This window comes from Glycomyces harbinensis (assembly GCF_900101745.1).
Taxonomy (GTDB): domain Bacteria; phylum Actinomycetota; class Actinomycetes; order Mycobacteriales; family Micromonosporaceae; genus Glycomyces; species Glycomyces harbinensis.
On the sequence record NZ_FNAD01000002.1, the window covers coordinates 450,842 to 470,932 of the forward strand.

The 20,091-nt window shown below is 70.8% G+C and carries 20 protein-coding genes; 7 read left to right on the forward strand and 13 right to left on the reverse strand.

The annotated features are described in order from the left end of the window. Nucleotides 1-47 precede the first annotated feature (47 nt). Nucleotides 48-2,591, reverse strand: coding sequence for a DNA translocase FtsK 4TM domain-containing protein (locus tag BLQ63_RS05705; protein WP_091030246.1), 2,544 nt, complete (start codon nucleotides 2,589-2,591; stop codon nucleotides 48-50). A 77-nt stretch (nucleotides 2,592-2,668) separates the two neighbouring features. Here BLQ63_RS05705 and BLQ63_RS05710 point away from each other — a divergent pair, with 77 nt between their 5' ends. From BLQ63_RS05710 to BLQ63_RS05720, 3 genes are all read left to right on the forward strand, one after another. Further along, nucleotides 2,669-3,370 carry an SDR family oxidoreductase gene (locus tag BLQ63_RS05710; RefSeq protein WP_091029900.1) on the forward strand — a complete coding sequence of 234 codons (702 nt, stop codon included), beginning with the start codon at nucleotides 2,669-2,671 and terminating at the stop codon, nucleotides 3,368-3,370. Nucleotides 3,371-3,556: 186 nt separating this feature from the next. Next, complete coding sequence (locus tag BLQ63_RS27690) at nucleotides 3,557-4,234, forward strand: hypothetical protein (protein WP_143014775.1); 678 nt, start codon at nucleotides 3,557-3,559, stop codon at nucleotides 4,232-4,234. A 242-nt stretch (nucleotides 4,235-4,476) separates the two neighbouring features. Beyond that, nucleotides 4,477-5,058 (forward strand): hypothetical protein, encoded by a 582-nt coding sequence (locus BLQ63_RS05720; RefSeq protein ID WP_091029904.1) that lies wholly within the window; start codon nucleotides 4,477-4,479, stop codon nucleotides 5,056-5,058. A gap of 51 nt (nucleotides 5,059-5,109) precedes the next feature. On the opposite strand, the gene BLQ63_RS28280 is transcribed toward BLQ63_RS05720, so the two are convergent. The 5 genes from BLQ63_RS28280 to thyX form a co-directional block, all read right to left on the reverse strand. After that, complete coding sequence (locus tag BLQ63_RS28280) at nucleotides 5,110-5,547, reverse strand: PIN domain-containing protein (RefSeq protein ID WP_091029907.1); 438 nt, start codon at nucleotides 5,545-5,547, stop codon at nucleotides 5,110-5,112. After that, a complete protein-coding gene (locus BLQ63_RS28285) occupies nucleotides 5,544-5,756 on the reverse strand; it encodes a hypothetical protein (protein ID WP_091029911.1) in 213 nt (70 codons plus the stop codon). The genes BLQ63_RS28280 and BLQ63_RS28285 overlap by 4 nt, the downstream gene beginning before the upstream one ends. Nucleotides 5,757-5,852: 96 nt before the next feature. Continuing rightward, a complete protein-coding gene (locus BLQ63_RS05735; protein WP_091029915.1) occupies nucleotides 5,853-7,544 on the reverse strand; it encodes a ribonuclease J in 1,692 nt (563 codons plus the stop codon). Continuing rightward, nucleotides 7,544-8,437, reverse strand: a complete 894-nt coding sequence (gene dapA / locus BLQ63_RS05740) for a 4-hydroxy-tetrahydrodipicolinate synthase (protein WP_091029918.1) — start codon at nucleotides 8,435-8,437, stop codon at nucleotides 7,544-7,546. Before dapA ends, BLQ63_RS05735 begins: the two co-directional genes overlap by 1 nt. 168 nt (nucleotides 8,438-8,605) lie before the next feature. After that, entirely contained in the window at nucleotides 8,606-9,358 is a 753-nt protein-coding gene (gene thyX / locus BLQ63_RS05745) for an FAD-dependent thymidylate synthase (RefSeq protein WP_091029922.1), read from the reverse strand. A gap of 217 nt (nucleotides 9,359-9,575) precedes the next feature. Between thyX and BLQ63_RS05750 the strand changes: the two genes are divergently transcribed. After that, on the forward strand, nucleotides 9,576-10,070 hold the full coding sequence (locus BLQ63_RS05750; protein ID WP_091029924.1) for a hypothetical protein: 495 nt from the start codon (nucleotides 9,576-9,578) through the stop codon (nucleotides 10,068-10,070). A gap of 11 nt (nucleotides 10,071-10,081) precedes the next feature. After that, a complete protein-coding gene (locus BLQ63_RS05755) occupies nucleotides 10,082-10,903 on the forward strand; it encodes a DUF4097 family beta strand repeat-containing protein (RefSeq protein ID WP_091029927.1) in 822 nt (273 codons plus the stop codon). A gap of 82 nt (nucleotides 10,904-10,985) precedes the next feature. Here BLQ63_RS05755 and BLQ63_RS05760 read toward each other — a convergent pair whose 3' ends face one another. Continuing rightward, nucleotides 10,986-11,549: a DUF2752 domain-containing protein gene (locus BLQ63_RS05760; RefSeq protein WP_218125078.1), complete on the reverse strand. Its 564-nt coding sequence runs from the start codon at nucleotides 11,547-11,549 to the stop codon at nucleotides 10,986-10,988. A gap of 280 nt (nucleotides 11,550-11,829) precedes the next feature. Here BLQ63_RS05760 and BLQ63_RS05765 point away from each other — a divergent pair, with 280 nt between their 5' ends. Together BLQ63_RS05765 and BLQ63_RS05770 are read left to right on the forward strand one after the other, a co-directional pair. After that, nucleotides 11,830-12,519 carry an LppM family (lipo)protein gene (locus BLQ63_RS05765; protein ID WP_091029930.1) on the forward strand — a complete coding sequence of 230 codons (690 nt, stop codon included), beginning with the start codon at nucleotides 11,830-11,832 and terminating at the stop codon, nucleotides 12,517-12,519. Between the two features lie 91 nt (nucleotides 12,520-12,610). Further along, a complete protein-coding gene (locus BLQ63_RS05770; RefSeq protein ID WP_091029934.1) occupies nucleotides 12,611-13,480 on the forward strand; it encodes a hypothetical protein in 870 nt (289 codons plus the stop codon). 35 nt (nucleotides 13,481-13,515) lie between these two features. Here the strand turns inward: BLQ63_RS05770 and dapB are convergent, their stop codons facing one another. The 6 genes from dapB to BLQ63_RS05800 all read right to left on the reverse strand — a co-directional run bounded on the left by dapB (nucleotide 13,516) and on the right by BLQ63_RS05800 (nucleotide 19,964). Next, a complete protein-coding gene (gene dapB, locus BLQ63_RS05775; protein WP_091029937.1) occupies nucleotides 13,516-14,250 on the reverse strand; it encodes a 4-hydroxy-tetrahydrodipicolinate reductase in 735 nt (244 codons plus the stop codon). Next, nucleotides 14,247-15,545 (reverse strand): M16 family metallopeptidase, encoded by a 1,299-nt coding sequence (locus BLQ63_RS05780; RefSeq protein WP_091029942.1) that lies wholly within the window; start codon nucleotides 15,543-15,545, stop codon nucleotides 14,247-14,249. Before BLQ63_RS05780 ends, dapB begins: the two co-directional genes overlap by 4 nt. Next, the gene (locus BLQ63_RS05785; protein WP_091029947.1) at nucleotides 15,546-17,999 is read right to left on the reverse strand and encodes a polyribonucleotide nucleotidyltransferase; all 2,454 of its coding nucleotides are present in this window, start codon (nucleotides 17,997-17,999) and stop codon (nucleotides 15,546-15,548) included. 347 nt (nucleotides 18,000-18,346) lie between these two features. Next, complete coding sequence (rpsO, locus tag BLQ63_RS05790; RefSeq protein WP_091029951.1) at nucleotides 18,347-18,622, reverse strand: 30S ribosomal protein S15; 276 nt, start codon at nucleotides 18,620-18,622, stop codon at nucleotides 18,347-18,349. Nucleotides 18,623-18,727: 105 nt separating this feature from the next. After that, entirely contained in the window at nucleotides 18,728-19,657 is a 930-nt protein-coding gene (locus BLQ63_RS05795; protein WP_091029954.1) for a bifunctional riboflavin kinase/FAD synthetase, read from the reverse strand. 64 nt (nucleotides 19,658-19,721) lie between these two features. Beyond that, on the reverse strand, nucleotides 19,722-19,964 hold the full coding sequence (locus BLQ63_RS05800; RefSeq protein WP_091029958.1) for a hypothetical protein: 243 nt from the start codon (nucleotides 19,962-19,964) through the stop codon (nucleotides 19,722-19,724). Between the last annotated feature and the right edge of the window lie 127 nt (nucleotides 19,965-20,091).

Here is a 20,091-nt window from a genome sequence, read left to right on the forward strand (position 1 = left end):
GCACGGAAGAGGGCCGGTCCGACACGGACCGGCCCTCTTCCGTGCGCTCATTCGCCCCTGATGGAGGCGAGCACGCCGTCGAGGTCGCTGGGCTGCACCAGCACGTCGCGGGCCTTGGTGCCCTCGGAGGGGCCGACGACGCCGCGGGTCTCCATGAGGTCCATGAGCCGCCCGGCCTTGGCGAAGCCGACGCGCAGCTTGCGCTGGAGCATCGACGTCGAACCGAACTGGGTGGTGACCACCTGCTCGACGGCCTTGCACAGCAGGTCGAGGTCGTCGCCGATCTCCGGGTCGATCTCGCGGGTCGGCCCGTCCCCGGCGGTGACCTCTTCGAGGTACTGCGGCTCCATCTGCGACTTGACGTGCTCGACGATCGCGTCGATCTCGTCGTCGGCGACCCACGCGCCCTGGATGCGCTCGGGCTTGGAGGCGCCCATCGGCAGGAACAGGCCGTCGCCGCGGCCCACGAGCTTCTCGGCGCCGGGCTGGTCGAGGATGACCCGCGAGTCGGAGAGCGAGGACGTCGAGAACGCCAGCCGCGAGGGCACGTTCGCCTTGATGAGGCCGGTGACGACGTCGACCGAGGGCCGCTGCGTGGCGAGCACCAGGTGGATCCCGGCGGCGCGCGCGAGCTGGGTGATGCGCACGACCGACTCCTCGACGTCGCGGGCGGCGACCATCATGAGGTCGGCGAGCTCGTCCACGATCACCAGCAGGTACGGGTGCGGGCGCAGCTCGCGGCCCGAGGCGGGGTCGGTCTTGAGCTGGCCGGAGCGGACCTTGCGGTTGAAGTCGTCCACGTGCCGCACCCCGGCGCGGGCGAGGTCCTCGTAGCGCATGTCCATCTCCTTGACGACCCACTGGAGGGCGTCGGAGGCCTTCTTCGGGTTGGTCACGATGGGGTGCACCAGGTGCGGGACGCCCTCGTAGTTCGACAGTTCGACCCGCTTGGGGTCGATGAGCAGCAGGCGCACCTGCTCGGGCGTGGCGCGGACCAGGATCGACGCGAGCAGGCTGTTGATGCACGAGGACTTGCCGCTGCCGGTGGCCCCGGCGATGAGCAGGTGCGGGGTCTTGGTCAGGTTGGTGAGGATGTAGCCGCCCTCGACGTCCTTGCCCAGGGCCACGATCATCGGATGGTCGTCCGATTCGGCGGTCTTGGAGCGCAGGACGTCGCCCAGGGCGACGTCGTCGCGGTCGGTGTTCGGGATCTCGACGCCCACCGCGCTCTTGCCCGGGATCGGGTTGATGATGCGGATGTCGGAGCTCTTGACCGCGTACGCGATGTTCTTGGACAGCTGGATGATCCGCTCGACCTTGACGGCCGGGCCGAGCTCGACCTCGTAGCGGGTCACGGTGGGGCCGCGCGTGAAGCCGGTGACCGCCGCGTCCACTTGGAACTGCGCGAAGACCTCCTGCAGCGCGGCGATGACCACCTCGTTGGCCTTGGAGCGCTTCTTCGCGGCCGGGCCGGTCGGGAGGAGGCTCATCGACGGCAGCCGGTAGTCGCCGTCCACCACGGCCGTGCCCCCCTCGGAGAGGGTCGGCTGCTCGATCCGCTTGGGCGGCGGCGAGTGCTTCGGCGGTTCGCGGACGGGCTCGGGCTCGGCGAGCGGCGTCGAGTCGCGGGCCGACACGTGCTCCGAGTTCAGCTCGGGCACCTCTTCGGGCGTCAGGCGCGGCAGCACCGTGGTGGCGCGGTGGACCCGGCGGGCCTCCTCCTCCTTGAGGCGCTTGGCCTCGCGGCTCTCGGCGCGCGTCATCCGCTCCTCGGGCTCGCCGTCGTCGTCATAGGTCTCGACCCTGCCGGTCGCGAGGTCCCACAGGTGGCCGAGCTTGGCGGGCACCTGGTTGATCGGCGTCGCGGTCGCGACGAGGACCCCGAACAGGAGCAGGAGCACCAGGAGCGGGAAGGCGACGTAGGCGGAGACGCCCGCGGCGACCGCGCCGCCGACGATCCAGCCGATCTGCCCGCCCGCGGCCATCCGCTCGCCCATGTCGGAGGGCAGGCCCGAGATCAGGTGCAGCAGGCCGAGGCTGGAGAGCCAGATCGCGCCCCAGCCGACGAGCGCGCGCCCGTGCGCCTCTTCGGGCGGGCGCTGGCGCATCACCCGCAGGCCCCACAGGACCAGGAGGACGGGGAGCGCGCGGGTCGCCAGGCCCAGCAGCCAGTCGAGGATGAACGCGAACCGCTCGCCGACCGGCCCGGCCACGTCGAACCAGACGGCGCACGCGAGCACGATCGCGACGGCGACCAGGAACAGGCCGAGGCCGTCGCGGCGGTGCGCGGGGTCGATCTCGCGGGCGGTGGCCGCCTCTTTCCCGACCGAGCGGGCCATCCAGCCGGTGGAGCGGGCGGTGCCCACCCACAGTCCCTTCAGGCCCAATCCGAGCGCTTCGAGCGGGCCGGGCACATGGCGCTTGGGCGGCGCCTTCTTCGCGGGGCGCCTGACCGCCTTCTTGGCGGTCTTCTTCGCGGTCTTCCTGGCGGCGGGCTTCGCGCTCTGGCGGGATGCGGACGCGGCGGGCTTGCGCCGCGCGGCCGGCGCACTCCCCTTGCGGGCCGTGCCCTTGCCGTTCGTCCTGGCCATCATGGTGCATACGTTACCGCCCGCACGCCGCTCGGCGTTGCGGTGAAGGCGCTTACGGGAGCGGCTAATGTGACGGCATGTCAAAAACGATCCTCGTGACCGGGGCGGGCCGCGGACTCGGGCGAACCCTGGCCCAGCGGCTCGCCGGCGGCGGCGACGCGGTCGTCGCGCACGCGCGCACCGCGGCCGCGCTCGACGGCGTGCCGCACGAGCGGGCGCTCATCGCGGACCTCAGCGACCCCGCGAGCCTCGCGGGCGCCGTCGCGGCGGCCGGGATCGATCGCCTGGACGCGGTGGTGCACAACGCCGGGGTGCTCAACGTCGCCGCCGTGGGCGAGGAGACCCTCGAATGGTGGCAGCGCACGCTCACCGTCAACGTGATCGCGGCGGCCGAGCTGACGCGGCTGCTGCTTCCGGCGCTGCGCGAGGCCAGGGGCCACGTGCTGTTCCTCAACTCGGGCGCGGGGTTGAACGCGGCGCCGCGGCTGAGCTCGTATGCGGCCAGCAAGCACGCGCTGAAGGCGCTGGCGGATTCGCTGCGGGCGGAGGAGCAGGCGAACGGGGTGCGGGTGACGAGCTTCTATCCGTCGCATTTCGACACGGACATGCAGCGCGGCCTGCGCGACCAGTACGGCGCCGAGTACGACCCCGAGCGGGCGATGAGCACCGAGACGGTGGCGAAGACCATCGTGGACCTGCTCAACCCCCCGGCGGACATGGTGGTCAACGACCTGCGGGCGGAACCCCCGAACCCGCTCCCGATCAAGCCCAGAAACTAGCAAATCCGCATATATGCTGATAAATCCCCCTTAAGGGACCCCTGGCGCAAAAATAGCGCGCAGGTACGACATCGCCGCCCGCGCGCCGGAGGCGAGCGGCCTTCGCGAATGGCGCGGGCCCTTTAGGATGCGAACGCTGACACCCCCGTCCGGCAATCAGACGTCCCAGTGAAGGGTGACCCGCCCGTGAGCGAACACGCAGCCCAGCAGCCGCAGTACCAGTCCTACCCCCAGCCGGGCCCGCCCGCGCAGAGCGGGTTCCTGCCGAGCGGCCCCGACCGCCCGACCCCCGTCGGACTCGGCATCGCCGGCGTCGGACTGCTCCTCCTCGCCGTCGGCTCCCTGATCCCCCAGGTCTCGCTCAGCGGCAGCGACGCCGACGACATCGGCGGCTACGGCCTCGAGACCGCCGGCGTCAGCCTCCCCGGCCTGTCGCCCGCGCTGATCCTCGTCGTCCTCGTCGGCTGGGCCGCGGCGGGCGTCAAACCGAACCTCCAGTGGGCCGCCAAGCTCGGCGGCATCGGCCTCGCGGCCATCACCGCGGCCGCCGCGCTGCACCCCGTCATCGAGCTCAACGGCGTCTTCGGCTCCGACGCCTGGGAGGACGCCGACATCAGCGCCAGCGCCGGCGGCGGCATCTGGCTGTTCATCCTCGCGGCCGTGCTCCTGGCCGTCAGCATCTTCCTGATGCGCTGGGCGCCGCCGAAGCAGCCCGCGGCCCCGCAGTACCCCCAGCAGCCCTACCAGCAGCAGGCGCCGCCGGCGCCGCCGGCGCCGCCGGCGCCGCCGACCGGTCCGCAGCCCACGGTGCAGCAGCCGCCCCAGCAGCAGGGCAACGGCTGGCCGGGCATGCCCCAGCAGTAGCCCGCGAACACGAGGACGGGGCCGCGCCTTTCCGGGCGCGGCCCCGCTTTTCCCTCCATAGAGGACGTTTCTCGCGCCGGTGGTCCCTGCTTTCAGGACCGTGCGCCCGGCGCCCGGCCAGTACCATGGCGTCGGTGAACTCCATACCTCCGCAGGAACCCTCCGAGCCCGCAGCGCCTTCGGTCCCGCCCGGACCGCCGCACATGGCGCCGCCCGGCCCGCCGCCCCAGTTCGCTCCTCCGATGCAGCCGCTCCCGTCCCACCCGCCGTCGAACGCGCCGTCCCCGGTCGGCCTGGGCGTCGCCGGCGTCGGCCTCGCGCTCCTGTGCGTCTCGCTGCTGCTGCCTCGCATCAAGATCGACGACCCCGAAGGCGAGTTCAGCTTCTACTCGCTCTCGGGGGTCTACAGCACGTCCTCCGGGTTCGGAGTCGACACGCCCACCGTGGTCCTGGCGCTCGCACTGCTCGCCGCGGTGGTCCTGAGCACCCTCCGCCACCCGGCGCTGCGCTGGCCGGTCCGGTTGGGCGCCATCGGCACCGCGGCGCTCATCGCCGCGATCACGTACCACCCGGTGACGCAGCTGCGCCAGTCCGTCGAGTACTACCAGGGCTATGAGGAGTTCGACGGCGAGGATTCCGGGACCGCCCAGATCGACGTCACGGCCGACAGCGGCGTGTACATCCTCGCAGTGGGGGTCGCGCTGCTGGCGCTGAGCACGTTCTTCATGCATGTGCGCAAGCAGCAGCAGTTCCTCGCGCCGCCGCCCCCGGCCCCGGCGGGCTGGCCGGGCGCCGAACCCACGATCACCGTCAACCCCGGTTAGGGGTGATGCGAAGCGGCGGAGCCGCAACCGATCCGGTTGCGGCCCCGGCGTTCATTCCTGCGAATCGTAAGGAAGCAGCGTGAAATAGTCCGGGCCCCATATCGGCTGGAGTTTCCTGAAGTGCCGCTGGTCCGTCGTCATGATGGAAGTGGTCCGATAACGATCGGCCAGAACGACATTCGAGGCGTCTGCGATCCCGATGTAGTCATCACCGTTGAACGACTGGATGACCTGAAGCGCTTCGGCGTGGTCATGAACGGTCCAGCTCGCCAGTTCATAGGCACCGATCGCCACGTCCTCGTTGAAGCGGGTCGCCGCGGCCGCATCGTATCGAGTCTTGAGCATGAAGTCGGCTTCGGCGACGATGAACGGCGACACCACTGGCGGCGCGCCCGATGCCGCGATGGCCTCAAGCAGCGGCTCGTGCTCGTCGTAGCTGTTGTCGAAGAGCGCGATGATCGCGCCAGTGTCGAGAATCGCGGTAGTCACGCGCCGAAGCCCGCAGCGAGTTCGGCGTCGATCTCCTCTGCGCTGAGCGGTTTTCCACTGCTGTAACCACCGACCCGGGGCTTCGGGCGCGGAGCATTGCGCTCCATCAGTCGCTCGATCTCCTGGGCGAGGGTGAGCCCGTCTTCGACCGCCAACCGGTGAAGACGGTCGCGCAGTACTTTCGGCACTTTGATCGTCGTCATGGTCATACCGCAAAGTATACCGACGCGGGCGTGGCTGCGCCACGCCCGCGCGGAACGAGCGAAAATAGTGAGCCCTCACACCCCGGAAGGTGCGACTTCGGCTCAGACCTCCAGCACGTGCGGGACGATCATCGGGCGGCGGCGGTAGGTGTCGTTGACCCACTTGCCGACCGTGCGCCGCAGGATCTGCTGGAGCTGGTGCGCCTCGGTGATGCCGTCCTGCGCCGCGCGCTCCATCGCGTCGTCGATGAGCGGCAGCACCCCGTCGAAGGCCTTCGGGTCCTCGGAGAAGCCGCGCGCGGAGACCGTGGGGCCGCCGACGACCTTGCCGTTCTCGGAGTCGATCACGACCGTGGCGGCGATGAAGCCGCCGTCGCCGAGCATGCGGCGCTCGTTGAGGACCGGCTCGCCGACGTCGCCGACCGACAGGCCGTCCACGTACACGAGGTTGTTCGGGATGTGCCCGACGATGCGCGCGACGCCGTCGACCAGGTCGACCACGTCGCCGTTCTCGACCACGATGACCTGGTCTTCGGGGACGCCGGACTCGATCGCGAGCCGCGCGTGCGCCTGGAGGTGCCTCGCCTCCCCGTGGACGGGGATGAAGTTGGAGGGCTTGACGACGTTGAGCACGTACAGCAGCTCGCCCGCGGGGGCGTGGCCCGAGACGTGGACCTTCGCGACGTCCTTGTGGATCACCGTGGCGCCGGTGCGCGCGAGGCGGTTGATGACCCCGTACACGGCGGTCTCGTTGCCGGGCACCAGCGACGACGCGAGGATCACGGTGTCCTCGGGCTCGACGGTGATGTGCCGGTGGTCGCCGGAGGCCATGCGCCCCAGGGCGCTCATCGGCTCGCCCTGCGAGCCGGTCGACATGTAGACGATCTCGTCGGCGCGCAGCCGCACGGCCTCGTCCATGCTCACCAGCAGTCCCTCGGGGACCTGCATGAGGCCGAGGTCGCGGGCGATCGCCATGTTGCGGACCATGGAGCGGCCCACGAACGCGACCTTGCGCCCGTGCGAGTGCGCGGCGTCCATGACCTGCTGCACGCGGTGCACGTGGCTCGCGAAGGAGGCGACGATGATGCGGCCCTTGACGTCTTCGAAGAGCTTGTCGAGGACGGGGCCGATCTGGCGCTCGGAGGTCACGAAGCCGGGGATCTCGGCGTTGGTGGAGTCCGACAGCAGCAGGTCCACGCCCTGGTCGCCGAGGCGGGCGAAGCCGGCGAGGTCGGTGATGCGGCCGTCGAGCGGCAGCTGGTCCATCTTGAAGTCGCCGGTGCACAGCACGAGCCCGGCGTCGGTGCGGATCGCGACCGCGAGCGCGTCGGGGATCGAGTGGTTGACGGCGAGGAACTCGAGGCCGAACGGTCCGAGCTGGAGCGTCTCGTTCTCGGCGACGACGATGCCGGCGGGCTTGATGCGCCGCTCGCGCAGTTTGGCCTCGACGAGGGCGACGGAAAAGCGGGAGCCGACGACGGGGATGTCGTTCTTGTGCTCGAGCAGGAAGGGGATCGCGCCGATGTGGTCTTCGTGGCCGTGGGTGACGACGATGGCCTCGATGTCGTCGAGGCGGTCGAGGATCGGCGTGAAGTCGGGCAGGATCAGGTCGACGCCGGGCTGGTCGACGTCGGGGAAGAGGACCCCGCAGTCGACGATGAGGAGCCGGCCGTCGAATTCGAACAGGGTCATGTTGCGGCCGATGGCGCCGAGGCCGCCGAGCGCGACGACGCGCAGTCCGCCGTCGGGCAGCGCGCGGGGCGCGCCGAGGTTCTTGGGTCTGGTCAGGCCCATCAGGCCTCCTTCAGTTCGGCGATGCGGGCGGCGATGAGTTCGGCGAGTTCGACCTCGGGCGGGAGCAGCGGCAGGCGCGGTTCGCCTGCGGGCAGTCCCCGCGCGGTGAGGCCGGATTTGACGGCGGCGACGCCGGGGCCGTGGCACATGAGGGCGTCGGTGGCCGGGACGAGGGCGTCGCTGATGGCGGCGGCCTGCGCGGTGTCGCCGTTGTCGTAGGCGTCGAACATGGCGTTGATCTGCTTGCCGACGAGGTGGGCGGTGACGGAGACGACGCCGACTTGGCCGCTGGCGTAGGCGGCGAGGTTGAGCTCGTCGACGCCGCAGTAGAAGGCGAGGCCGGTGTCGAGGCGCACGCGCTGGGCCCTGGCGAGGTCGCCGGTGGCGTCCTTGACGGCGATGATGCGCTCGTGGGCCGCGATGCGGGCGTAGGTCTCGTCGCTGATGCCGATGACCGAGCGGGGCGGGATGTCGTAGAGCATCACGGGCAGCTCGGTGGCGTCGGCGATGGCCTCGAAGTGGGCGGCGACGCCGGCCTGGGTGGGCTTGTTGTAGTAGGGGGTGACGAGGAGGAGCCCCTGGGCGCCGGCCTTCTGGGAGAGTTCGGCGAGGTGGATCGAGTGGCGGGTGTCGTAGGTCGAGGCGCCGGCGATGATGTGGGCGCGGTCGCCGACGGCTTCGGCGACGGTCTCGAGGACCTGGGCCTTCTCGGCGTCGGTGGTGGTGGGCGATTCGCCCGTGGTGCCGTTGACGACCAGGCCTTCGCATCCCTGCTCGTCGACGAGGTGGCGGGCGAGGGCGGCCGTGCCGGGGACGTCGAGCTCGCCGGAGGGCGTGAACGGCGTGATCATGGCCGCGAGTGTGCGCCCGAAGGGGCGCGTTGCGTTGCGCATTTGCTTTCACCAATGCTGATTCCGGCGGCCGGGGCGCCAGCGCCCGGCCGCTCGTTCCGTATGAACTGTCTCAGGTTGCGCCGCCCCGCGGCCGTGGTTTCGCCACGGCGCTGCTCGCGGGCCGCGGGGGCCCGGTGCGCGGGGTGGTGCGGCCTCGCCCGCTGCTCGCTACCCCTCGGTGACGTAGGGACTGGAGGCGACCTCGGTGCCGTCGTCGAGTTTCGTGATCTGGAAGTCGGCGAAGACGTTGGCGGCCTTCTCCTTGAGCTGCTTGAGGCATTCGATGGCCAGCGCCCGGATCTCGACGTCGGCGTGCTCGGAGGCGCGCATGGCGATGAAGTGGCGCCAGGCGCGGTAGTTGCCGGTCACGACGATGCGGGTCTCGGTGGCGTTGGGCAGTACCGATCGCGCCGCTTGGCGCGCCTGCTTTCGGCGCAGGGTCGCGTTGGCGACGTCGGCGAACTTCTTCTCGAGGCCTTCGAGGAGGTCGTCGTATGCGCTCTGGGCGGCTTCGGCGGCGGCTTGGAAGCGCTCGTGGAGTTCGGGGTCGGCGGCGATGACGTCGGGTTCGACCATGCGGGCGTCGCGCTCGGGGACGTAGCGCTGGGACAGCTGGGAGTAGGAGAAGTGGCGGTGGCGGATCAGCTCGTGGGTGAGGGAGCGGGAGATGCCGCTGAGGTAGAAGCTGACGGAGCCGTGCTCGAGGACGGAGAGGTGTCCCACTTGGAGGATGTGGTCGAGGTAGCCGGCGTTGCTGGCGGTCTTGGGGTTGGGCTTGGTCCAGGACTGGTAGCAGGCGCGTCCGGCGAATTCTGCGAGGGCCTGTCCGCCGTCGGCGTCGGTGTCCCAGGGGACTTCGGCCGGGGACTCGAAGTGCGTCCAGGCGATGAGTCGGACGTCCATCGGTACGATTTCGGGCATCCCCGCTCCCCCTCGTTTCGTGTTCGGTGCCTGTTATTGCTGGTTCTCGACTCCCTGAGGGTACTCGTGGGCGGAGTGTGGTCCGGCACGCGCCCGGGTCCGGCTCGCGGGTCGGGTGTTTCGGGCGTGGCGGGGGTGGTTCGGTTGAGCGCGTTGCGCATCTTCTGGTTTCAACACGCCGCTTGACAGACGTCAGAAATGATGTCATCATGGTGTCATGGACTTGACGCCGTATATCGAATCGCTCCGCCGGAGCCTCACCGCTGCCGCCGCGCCCGGCGGCGAGGAAGCCGCGCGGACCGCGGAACTCTTGTCGGAAGCGCTCGACGCGGGCGCTCGCCTGGCACTCATGGAGGCCCTCTCCGAGGCCGCCGCCGAGATCACCGCCGGACTGGATCAGGCCGGCTCCTCGGCGTCGGTCGACCTGCGCGTGCGGGGCAGGGAAGTGGACCTGCGCGTCAGCGGCGGCGAGACCGCCGAGGCCGCGCCGCCTCCGGCCCCGCCGGTGGACGACGACGTCGCCCGCATCACGCTGCGCCTGCCCGAGTCGCTGAAGGAGGACGTCGAGAAGGCCGCTTCGGCCGACGGCGCCTCGGTCAACGCCTGGCTGGTCCGCGCCATCAACAACGCGGTGCACGCTTCGCGCACCTCCGGTCCTTCCGGCGGCGGCGCGAAGTACAGCCAGCGCATCACCGGCTACGCCAGGGCTTAGGAGCTCCTCTCATGAACGAATACACCGAATTCACCCACGACGGGCCCGTCACGGCGGCGATCACGCTCGCCGACGGCTCGATCACCGTGACCGCCCACGAAGCGAAGACGGTGCTGGTGGAGATCAAGCCCGCGCAGCGCCGCTCCGAGGGCGACGGCGACGCCGCCGACCTGGCGCGCGTCGAGTTCGAGAACGGGCACCTGCGCGTGGTGGCCCCCGAGAAGCCCACGAACTGGTTCTTCCGCAAGGAGATCGGCGTGCACCTCTCGGTGAAGGTCCCGGTCGGCTCGGAGGTCTCGGTCAAGAGCACTTCCGCCCCGATCAGCCTGCACGGCAAGCTGGGCGCGGTCTCGATCAACACCGTCGCCGGCTCCGCCACCGTGGAGAGCGCCACGAGCGTGCGCGCCAACACGGTCTCGGGTTCGATCAGCGTCATCGACGCGACCGAGGACCTCCGGGCCAACACCGCTTCGGGCCTGGTCAAGGCCGACCACGTCGGCGGGGACTTCACCGCGAAGACGGTGGCCGGGTCGATCAACGCCGAGCGCGTCGACGGCAACGCGAACGTCAACACGCTCTCGGGCGGCATCGAGCTGGCCGCGATCAAGTCGGGCAGCGTCAAGGCGAACACCGTCTCGGGGCGCATCAGCCTCGGCGTGGTGCCGGGCACGGACGTCTGGGTGGACCTGGACGCGAAGGCCGGCACCGTGACCTCCGAGCTGGCCACGGGCGACACGTCGCCGGCGCCGGCGGGCGGCGGCACGAGCCTGGAGGTGCGGGCGCGCTCGGTCTCGGGCGACATCTACCTGCACCGCGCCAGCGCCTACGCGTAGCGGACCCGGCCCGGGTCGACCGGGCCGCTTGAACTGCACACAACACCCACGGGAGAGCCCGGTCGCCTCGGCGGCCGGGCTCTCACACGTAGTAGAACGTGAACGGCTCCCAGGGCAGGTTGCGGACGATGAAGAACGCGGCCCACACGAGGAGGAAGCCGGTGAGGGCCTTCGGGGTGAGGTGGAAGGTCGGCAGCCGCCAGGCGCGTCTGGGGACCAGTCGCGGGAGGGCCCAGGTCAGGTAGATCCAGACGAGGAACGGGGCGGCGAAGACGGCCATGAGGTGGTGGCGGGCCGCTTCGGGCAGGTTGAGGGTGAGCACGTAGTAGAACGCGCGGGTGCCGCCGCAGCCGGGGCAGTCGAAGCCGGTGGTGAGCTTGAAGAGGCAGGTGGTCGGGCCGGTGTTGTCGGTCGGGTCCGTGGCGGCCACGCCCGCGGCGGCGGCCGCGAAGCACCCGAGGACCGCGAGCGGGGCGAACCAGGGGTAGGCGAACAGGTCGCCGGCCCAGCGCCGGCGGCGCCGCTCGGGCGGCGCGGGGTCGGACGCGGTCGGCGCGGGCGACACCGGGTCGGGGACGCCGGCGGCGGGCGGGGTCCGGGAATCGCCGGGGTGCCCGCTCAGGGCGGCATCATCGACAGCGCACACATCGCCTCCTCGCCACCAGACTAACGGCCGCGGCCGAAAGCGGCGTTCCGCGGGCACGGCGAGAGCACTCGGCCCCCGTTCGCAGGGCCCCTTGCACCAGGGTGGCTCGGGGGTACGACAAGAACGCCGCCGTTCCTTCGAACGGCCGGCGGGCACGGCGAGAGCGACCGGCGCCCGTTCGCAGGGCCCCCGATACAAGGGTGGCCCCGGGGTCCGACAATCCGTGTCCCGAGTCTTCGAAAACGGCGGTCCGTGCCGTTCGGGCGCTTAGGCTCGGTTCATGCTCCGTCGCACTGCCCGCCGCGCGCTCGTCGCCGCCGCCGCGCTCGCACTGCTGTTCACCGCGGGCGGCTGCCTCCGGCTCGACCTCGGCCTCGAGATCCGGCCCGACGACACCGTCGGCGGGACCTTCACCGCCGCGTGGAGCGAGGACTTCCTCGACCGGTCCGCCGAGCTCGGCCTCGACCAGGACCAGCTCGACGCCTTCCTCGACGCCCTCCTCGACGGCGTCCCCGGCACCGAGCGCACCCGCTACGAGCAGGACGGCTTCACCGGCCAGACCGGGACCTTCACCGACCGCCCCCTCGCCGACTTCGCCGAGTTCGGCGGCGACGAATGGGGCTACCTGCGCCTCACCCACTCCGGCCGCGAGTACGACCTCGAAGGCTACTGGGACCTCCGCGCCGCCGGGTTCATCGACGCCGACGCGTTCGAGGACGCCGAGATCCTCATCAGCGTCAACTTCCCCGCCACCGTCACCGAGCACAACGGCGAGCTCGACGGCCGCACCGTCACCTGGACCATGACCCCCGGCGAGGACTACGACCTCAACGCCACCGCCGTCGAGAACGACGGCCGGGCCTTCGCCGTCGCCGCCGTCGCCTCGGTCGTGGTGATCGCCGGACTGCTGTGGCTGGCCCAGTGGGTCGCGCTGCGCCGCCACTCCGTCGGCACCGCCCCCCGCCGTTAACTCGAACACAAACGGTAGGCGGCACCTATACGGCCCGTATCCTGGTGAGTCCGTCCGCATCACAGATCGATAACACCAGTCGGGAGGGCCGTTGACTCAGTACCGCTCGGAGAGCAAGGGCCGCAAGGACAAGGACAACGGCCTGGAACTGAGCATCGGTCAGGTCCTGGCCGCGGCCGGGGCCACCGTCATCGGCGCGCTCCTTGCGAAAGTCCTCAACATCTGGGGCACGGTCGCCGGCACCGCCGTCCTCAGCGTCTGCTCCTCCATCGGCGCGGTCCTCATCCTCAGGGCCATGCGCCGCACCGGCGACCGCATCAAATCCCAGATCGCCGCGATGGCCCCGGTCGCCCAGGGCAAGGCCCCGAACACCGTCCCGGGCGCCGCGGCGCCCGGCGCCGTCCCCGGCGACGACGCGACCGTCGCGATGCACCCGGAGAGCGTCTCGGCCACCGCGAAGATCCCCACCGCCGACGAACTCGAAGCCCTCGGGGACGACACCGCCGACCTCGCCGCACCGCCCGAGGAGGTCCCGCCCGGCGAGCCCGCGGCGCGGTCGCGCAAGCGGACCCTCGTCGCGATCCTCGTCTCCAGCGTCCTGGTCTTCGGCCTCACCATCGGCACGCTCTACCTCATCGGCGCCTTCACCGGCGACCCCGACCGGTTCATCCAGGGCGACACGCAGACCACGATCGTCGTGACCCCGAACGAGACCACCGACCCGGCCGAGACCGCCTCCGAGCAGCCGAGCGGCGACGCGACCCCCAGCGAGGACGCCACCGAGGCGCCGACCGGCGACGCGCCCACCACGGAGGAACCGACCGCGTCCGAGACGCCCGGCGAGTCGACCTCCGAGGACGCCGGCCAGACCGGCGGCGGCCAGGGCGGCACCGGGGAGACCGCGAGCCCCGAACCCGAGGAGCAGGAGCCCTCGCCCTCCGAAAGCACGACCGCCGGCTGACCCGAGGGTCGACCGGCGGTCAGCGTTCGAAGAGATCAGTCGAGCAGGTCGTCGATCCCCACGGTCAGACCGGGGCGCTTGACGACCTCGCGGACCGCGAGCAGCACGCCGGGCATGAACGAGGCCCGGTCGAGCGAGTCGTGGCTGATCGCGAAGCGCTCGCCCGGACCGCCGAAGCGGACCTCCTGGCTCGCGACGTAACCGGCCGAGCGGATCGCGTGCACCCGCACCCCGTCGACCTCCGCGCCGCGCGACCCCTGCGGGTCGACCTCGGTCGCGTCCGGCATGTCCGACAACCCGGCCTCGGCGCGCGCCGCGGCGATCAGCCGCGCGGTGTGCACGGCCGTCCCCGAAGGCGCGTCGATCTTGCGCGGATGGTGCGCCTCGATGATCTCCGCCGAGTCGAAGTGCCTGGCGGCCTTCGCGGCGAACTGCATGAGCAGCACCGCGCCGATCCCGAAGTTCGGGGCGATGACCGACCCGACCTCCGGGTCCGCGGCGAGGATCTCGCGCGCGGCCTCCAAGCGCTTCGCGTCGAAGCCCGAGACGCCGACCACCGTGTGGACACCGTGGTCGACGCACCAGGACAGGTTGTCCATCACCGCGTCGGGCAGCGTGAAGTCCACGACCACGTCGACGCCCGCGAGCTTCCCGAGCGACTCGTCGCGCCCCACGGTCGCGGCCAGTTCCAGGTCGTCGGCGGCGTCCACCGCCTCGCACACGGCCCGGCCCATGCGGCCGTGCGCACCGAGCACACCCACCTTGATCATCGGAAGTCCTTCTCGTCGAACGGTCCCACCGCGGCGGTCGTCATCGGCTGCGACAGGACGTCCGCCGCCACCGCCCGGACCTGGTCGGCCGTGACCGCGGCGTTCTCGGCCAGGTCGTCCTCCAGGCTGGTCACCTCGCCGTACAGGAGCTGCTCGCGCCCGAGCCAGTTCATGCGGGTGTGGGAGTCCTCCATGCCCATGAGGAGCCCGACCTCGTACATCTTCTTGCCGCGCGCCAGCTCCTCGGCGGTGACGCCGCCGCGCACCACCTTGTCGAGCTCGGCCTGGATCAGCTCGCGCACCTCGGACGCCTTCTCGGGACGGCACCCGGCGTACACGCTGAACGTGCCGGTGTCGGCGAAGAACGAGTCCGAGGCCGAGATCGTGTAGACCAGGCCGCGCTCCTCGCGGATGGACTGGAACAGGCGCGAGGACATCCCGCCGCCCAGCACGTTGCACAGGATGCCCATCGCGTCCTTGCGGTCGTCGAGGCGCGAGAACGTCCGGCAGCCGACCACGAGGTGGGCCTGCTCGGTGTCGTCGCGCGAGACCACCAGCGGCGCGGGGCGCTCGGGCGGGGCATCGGCGGCCAGCCGCTGCGCGGGCACCGCCGCACGGCCCTCCAGCGGCGCGAACGCCTCCCGGACCAGCTTCACGAAATCGTCGTGGTCCACGCCCCCGGCGGCGCACACCACCATGTTATCCAGCCGGTAGTGCGCGGCGTAGAAGTCGCGTATCTGCCCGGCGGTCATCGCGCGCACCGTCTCCACCGTGCCGGCGATGTCCCGCCCGAGCGCACCGGACCCGAACAGCGCCTTGTTGAAGTACTCGTAGACCATCTCGGACGGCTCGTCCGCCGAGGCCGCGATCTCCTCGAGGATCACCCCCCGCTCGGTCTCCACATCGGCGTCGGCGACCAGCGAGGCGCTGACCGAGTCGCCCAGCACGTCCACCGCCAGCGGCAGGTCCGCGGCGAGGACCCGCTCGTAGAAGCAGGTGTGGTCGCGGGCCGTGTACGCGTTCGAGTCGCCGCCGACGGCCTCGATGGCCCTGGAGATCTCGGCGGCCGAGCGCTTCGCGGTCCCCTTGAACAGCAGGTGCTCCAGGAAGTGCGAGGCCCCCGACAGCTCCGGGGTCTCGTCGCGGGAACCGACCCCGACCCAGGCGCCGACGGACGCCGTGCGCAGGGCGGGGACGGATTCGGTGAGCACATGAAGCCCGTTGGGCAGCACCGTCGAGGTGACGGTACCGCCCAACGGGTCATCCACGAGCGTGCGAGTCTGGGGTCGACTCATCTACTCTTCCGAGCCTCCACCGTCTTCGGAACGACGGGTGCGCCGGCGACGGCGCTCGCCGTCGCCACCGCGGTCGCCGCCGGAAGCGGACGGAGCGCGCTCGCCGCGCTCGCCGCCGCCGGAGGGGCGCTCGCCGGAGCGCTCGCGGTCGCGGCGCGGGCCGCGGTCACCGCGGTCGCCCCGCTCGCCGCGGGAGTCCCCGCGGGACTCCTTGCGCTCGGCCGGGCGGCCCTTCTTGTAGCCCTCGGGCTCCTGGCCCTCCGGGTAGACCTTGTCGAGGTAGATCTTGCCGCGGTTGTCGATGTCGCCGATCTCGACCTCGACCTTGTCGCCGACGCCAAGGACGTCCTCGACGCGCTCGACGCGCTTGCCGTCGCCGACCTTCGAGATGTGCAGCAGACCGTCGCGGCCCGGCACCAGCGAGATGAACGCGCCGAAGTCGGTGGTCTTGACGACCGTGCCCAGGAACCGGTCCCCCACGTTCGGGAGGGTCGGGTTCGCGATGGCGTTGATCGTCTCGACCGCGGCCTGAGCAGCCTCGCCGTTCTCCGCCGACACGTAGATCGTGCCGTCGTCCTCGACGGTGATGTCCGCGCCCGTGTCGTCCTGGATCTGGTTGATCGTCTGGCCCTTCGGGCCGATGATCGCGCCGATCTTGTCCACGGGGATCTTCAGGGTCGTGATCCGCGGCGCGGTCGCGGCCAGCTCGCCCGGCTCGCTGATCGCGTCGAGCATGACGTCGAGGATCGCGTGGCGGGCGTCGTTGGCCTGCTGCAGCGCCTTCGCCAGCACGTCCGACGGCAGGCCGTCGAGCTTCGTGTCCAGCTGGAGGGCCGTGACGAACTCGGCGGTGCCGGCGACCTTGAAGTCCATGTCGCCGTAAGCGTCCTCGGCGCCGAGGATGTCGGTCAGCGTGACGTACTTGGTCTCGCCGTCCACGACCTCGGAGATGAGGCCCATCGCGATGCCCGCGACGGGGGCCTTGATCGGCACGCCGGCGTTCATGAGCGACATCGTGGACGCGCAGACCGAGCCCATCGAGGTCGAACCGTTCGACGCGAGCGCCTCGGACACCTGGCGGATCGCGTAGGGGAACTCCTCGCGGCTCGGCAGCACCGGCACGAGCGCCCGCTCGGCGAGCGCGCCGTGGCCGATCTCGCGGCGCTTGGGCGAACCCACGCGGCCGGTCTCACCGGTCGAGTACGGCGGGAAGTTGTAGTTGTGCATGTAGCGCTTCTTGCTGACCGGCGACAGCGTGTCGATGGCCTGCTCCATGCGCAGCATGTTCAGCGTGGTGACACCCATGATCTGGGTCTCGCCGCGCTCGAACAGGGCCGAGCCGTGGACGCGGGGAAGAATCCCGGCCTCGGCGGCGAGCGGCCGGATGTACGCCGGCAGGCGGCCGTCGATGCGGACGCCCTCGCCGATGACGCGCTTGCGGACCAGCTTCTTGGTGAGCGAGCGCAGCGAAGCGGAGAGCTCCCCTTCGCGTCCCTCGAAGTCGGCGCCGAGCTTCTCGAGCATGACCGACTTGACGCGGTCGAGCTCGTCCTGGCGGTCGGTCTTGTCGGCGATCTGGAGCGCCTGGTCGAGCTCGGCCGAGACGGTCGACTCGACGGCGGCGAACGCGTCGTCCTGGTAGTCGAGGAAGCGCGGGTAGTCGGCGACGGGCTTGGCCGCGACGGCGGCCAGTTCGGCCTGGGCGCGGACCAGCTCGGCGATGACCGGCTTGACGGCCTCCAGGCCGCTGGCGACGACCTCTTCGGTCGGCTTGGTGCCGCTGGCGGCGATGAGGCTGATCGTGTTGGTCGTGGCCTCGGCCTCGACCATCATGATCGCGACCTCGCCGGACTCCAGGACGCGGCCGGTGACGACCATGTCGAAGGTGGCCTTCTCGATCTGCTCCAGCGTCGGGAACGCGACCCAGGTGCCGTCGATGAGGACGACGCGGGTCGAGCCGAGCGGGCCCGAGAAGGGCAGGCCGGCGAGCTGGGTCGACATGGAGGCGCCGTTCATGGCGACCACGTCGTACTCGTCCTTCGCGTCGACGGCGAGGATCGTGCCGATGACCTGGACCTCGTTGCGCAGGCCCGACACGAAGGACGGGCGCAGGCCGCGGTCGATGAGGCGGCAGATGAGGATGGCGTTCTCGCTGGGGCGGCCCTCGCGGCGGAAGAACGAGCCGGGAATGCGCCCGGCGGCGTACATCCGCTCCTCGATGTCGACCGTCAGCGGGAAGAAGTCGAAGTGGTCCTTCGGGTTCTTCGAGGCCGAGGTCGTCGAGAGGACCACGGTGTCGTCCATCTGGACGATCGCCGAGCCCTGGGCCAGCTTGGCCAGGCGGCCGGTGCTGAAGACGATCTTGCGGGTGCCGAATGCGCCGTTGTCGATGACGGCGGTGGCGTGGTGCTCCCCGAGGTTGAAGGCCTCGGGCGTCCGTTCGGTATCGGACATAGAGTGCGGTCTCCTTTTGTAGTGCAGTTGCACTGCGTGGTAAGAGCGCCGCCCGCCTATACGCGTTCCGGTCTTCGATCGAAGCACTCGGAGAATGGGCCCCGCGTCGCGCGGGACGTTCCGGATGCCACTACCGAGGACCGGGGCGGTCTCTGGCGAGCCGCGCCGCGCCTCGTCCTGAGGCGCTGCGGTCGAGCGTGGTGCTCATCGCCCACACTACGTTACCCGCCCGCCGCGGCGGCAGCCGCGAAGCAAAAGTGAGCCCCGATATGCGCCTTCGAAGGTATGTCGGACCGGGCACGGAAAAGGGAGCGCCCCGCTCGGGGGCGCTCCCTTCGTCGAGTCGGCTAGGCGTTGTCGCGAATGCCGAGACGCTCGATCAGGTTGCGGTAGCGCGCGATGTCTTCCTTCTTCAGGTACTTGAGGAGACGGCGGCGCTTGCCGACCAGGAGGAGCAGGCCACGACGGGAGTGGTGGTCGTGCTTGTGGACCTGGACGTGGGCGGTGAGCTCGCGGATGCGGGTCGTCAGGATCGCGACCTGGACGTCGGTGGAGCCGGAGTCGCCCTCGGTGAGCGCGTACTCCTTGATGACCGCGGCCTTCTTTTCAGCGTCGAGCGCCATGTTCGAACACCCTTTCATGAGTTACGGCCAATCCGCGGTGTCGAGCAGATTGGTCAAGAGTCGCCTGCGGAGAACGTGCAGACTCCGAAAACTGTACAGGGGGCGTCAGCCCAGCTCCAAGGCCCGGCGGGTGTCTGCGACGTCGGTCTCGATCTGCGCGATCAGGGGCTCGACCCCCTCGAAGGCGACCTGGCCGCGCAGGCGCGCGGTGAAGTCGAGGCGGACCGTCTCGCCGTAGAGGTCCCCGGAGAAGTCCAGGAGGTAGGCCTCCACGGTGCGCTCGGCGCCGTCGAAGGTCGGGTTCGTCCCGACGCTGATCGCCGCCGCGTGGCGGTGCGAGTCGCGGTAGAACCAGCCCGCGTAGACCCCGTCGGCGGGGATCGCGGTGTTCGGGGCGACCTGGAGGTTCGCGGTCGGGAAGCCCAGGGCGGTCCCGCCGCGCCCGGCCCCGTGCACGACGGTGCCCTCGAGGCCGAAGTCGCGGCCGAGGACCTCGGCGGCGCCGGACACGTCGCCTTCGGCGACGAGGCGGCGCACGCGCGTGGAGGAGAAGGCCTCGTCATCCGCCGTGAGGGTCTGCGGGAGCACCTCGAAGCCGAACTCCTCGCCCAGCTCGGTGAGCTTGGCGACGTCGCCGGCGGCCTTGTGGCCGAAGCGGAAGTTCTCGCCCACGCACACGGCCTTGGCGTGCAGGCCGCCGACGAGCACGTGGCGGACGAAGTAGTCGGGGCTGAGCTTGGAGAGCTCCTCGGTGAACGGGAGCACGCACACGGCGTCGACGCCGAGCGCCTCCAGCAGCTCGAGCCGGCGTTCCACGCTGGTGAGCTGGGCCGGGACGGCGTGCGGCGCGACCACGGCGGTCGGGTGCGGGTCGAAGGTGACCACGACGCAGCGGGCGTCGCGTTCGGCGGCGGCCTTCGCGGCGGTGCGGATCAGGGCGGCGTGGCCGCGGTGCACGCCGTCGAACACGCCGATGGCCACGACGGAAGCGGGCCGGCCCTCTGGGGTCGCGTCTATTCCACGCCAGGTTTCCACGGGGATGATCCTCCCACTCCCGCATGGCGCCCGGCACCCGGACGAGGCCGCAGTGACCCGGGCTCTAGAGCATGAGCGACTGCTCGGCGTTGCCGCCGGACGCGAAGATCAAGAGCATCAGGACGCCGACGGCGACCACGATGAGCATCCCGACCAGCAGCCAGCCGCCGGTGCCGACGGGCTCGGCGGTGCGGGCCTGGTCTTCGGGGAGCGACTGCGGCTGGGCGCGCTCGGGTCGCTGTGCGATCTGCTCGGCGAGACTCAGGCGGAGCTCTTCTGGCAGGTCTTCTGCCGCGCTTGTGCTCATGGCGTCTCCTGGTGGCGAGATCGAATGACGGGGTCTTCTCCATTGATTGTTGAGAAAGGGTCGGCAATCCGACCGTCGTTTCCCGGAATCCGCCTGACAAGGTGGCCAATTCGCCCTCGTGGAAATT

Bases quoted from the DNA above. Each gene is read 5' to 3' on its own strand.
- BLQ63_RS05720 (WP_091029904.1), top strand. From the start codon at position 4,477: ATGCAGCCGCTCCCGTCCCACCCGCCGTCGAACGCGCCGTCCCCGGTC.
- BLQ63_RS05735 (WP_091029915.1), bottom strand. From the start codon at position 7,544: ATGGGCCTGACCAGACCCAAGAACCTCGGCGCGCCCCGCGCGCTGCCC.
- BLQ63_RS05785 (WP_091029947.1), bottom strand. From the start codon at position 17,999: ATGTCCGATACCGAACGGACGCCCGAGGCCTTCAACCTCGGGGAGCAC.
- BLQ63_RS05755 (WP_091029927.1), top strand. From the start codon at position 10,082: ATGAACGAATACACCGAATTCACCCACGACGGGCCCGTCACGGCGGCG.
- BLQ63_RS28285 (WP_091029911.1), bottom strand. From the start codon at position 5,756: ATGACCATGACGACGATCAAAGTGCCGAAAGTACTGCGCGACCGTCTT.
- BLQ63_RS05705 (WP_091030246.1), bottom strand. From the start codon at position 2,591: ATGGCCAGGACGAACGGCAAGGGCACGGCCCGCAAGGGGAGTGCGCCG.
- BLQ63_RS05765 (WP_091029930.1), top strand. From the start codon at position 11,830: ATGCTCCGTCGCACTGCCCGCCGCGCGCTCGTCGCCGCCGCCGCGCTC.
- BLQ63_RS05710 (WP_091029900.1), top strand. From the start codon at position 2,669: ATGTCAAAAACGATCCTCGTGACCGGGGCGGGCCGCGGACTCGGGCGA.
- BLQ63_RS05800 (WP_091029958.1), bottom strand. From the start codon at position 19,964: ATGAGCACAAGCGCGGCAGAAGACCTGCCAGAAGAGCTCCGCCTGAGT.
- rpsO (WP_091029951.1), bottom strand. From the start codon at position 18,622: ATGGCGCTCGACGCTGAAAAGAAGGCCGCGGTCATCAAGGAGTACGCG.
- dapB (WP_091029937.1), bottom strand. From the start codon at position 14,250: ATGATCAAGGTGGGTGTGCTCGGTGCGCACGGCCGCATGGGCCGGGCC.
- thyX (WP_091029922.1), bottom strand. From the start codon at position 9,358: ATGCCCGAAATCGTACCGATGGACGTCCGACTCATCGCCTGGACGCAC.
- dapA (WP_091029918.1), bottom strand. From the start codon at position 8,437: ATGCGCAACGCAACGCGCCCCTTCGGGCGCACACTCGCGGCCATGATC.
- BLQ63_RS05750 (WP_091029924.1), top strand. From the start codon at position 9,576: ATGGACTTGACGCCGTATATCGAATCGCTCCGCCGGAGCCTCACCGCT.
- BLQ63_RS05780 (WP_091029942.1), bottom strand. From the start codon at position 15,545: ATGAGTCGACCCCAGACTCGCACGCTCGTGGATGACCCGTTGGGCGGT.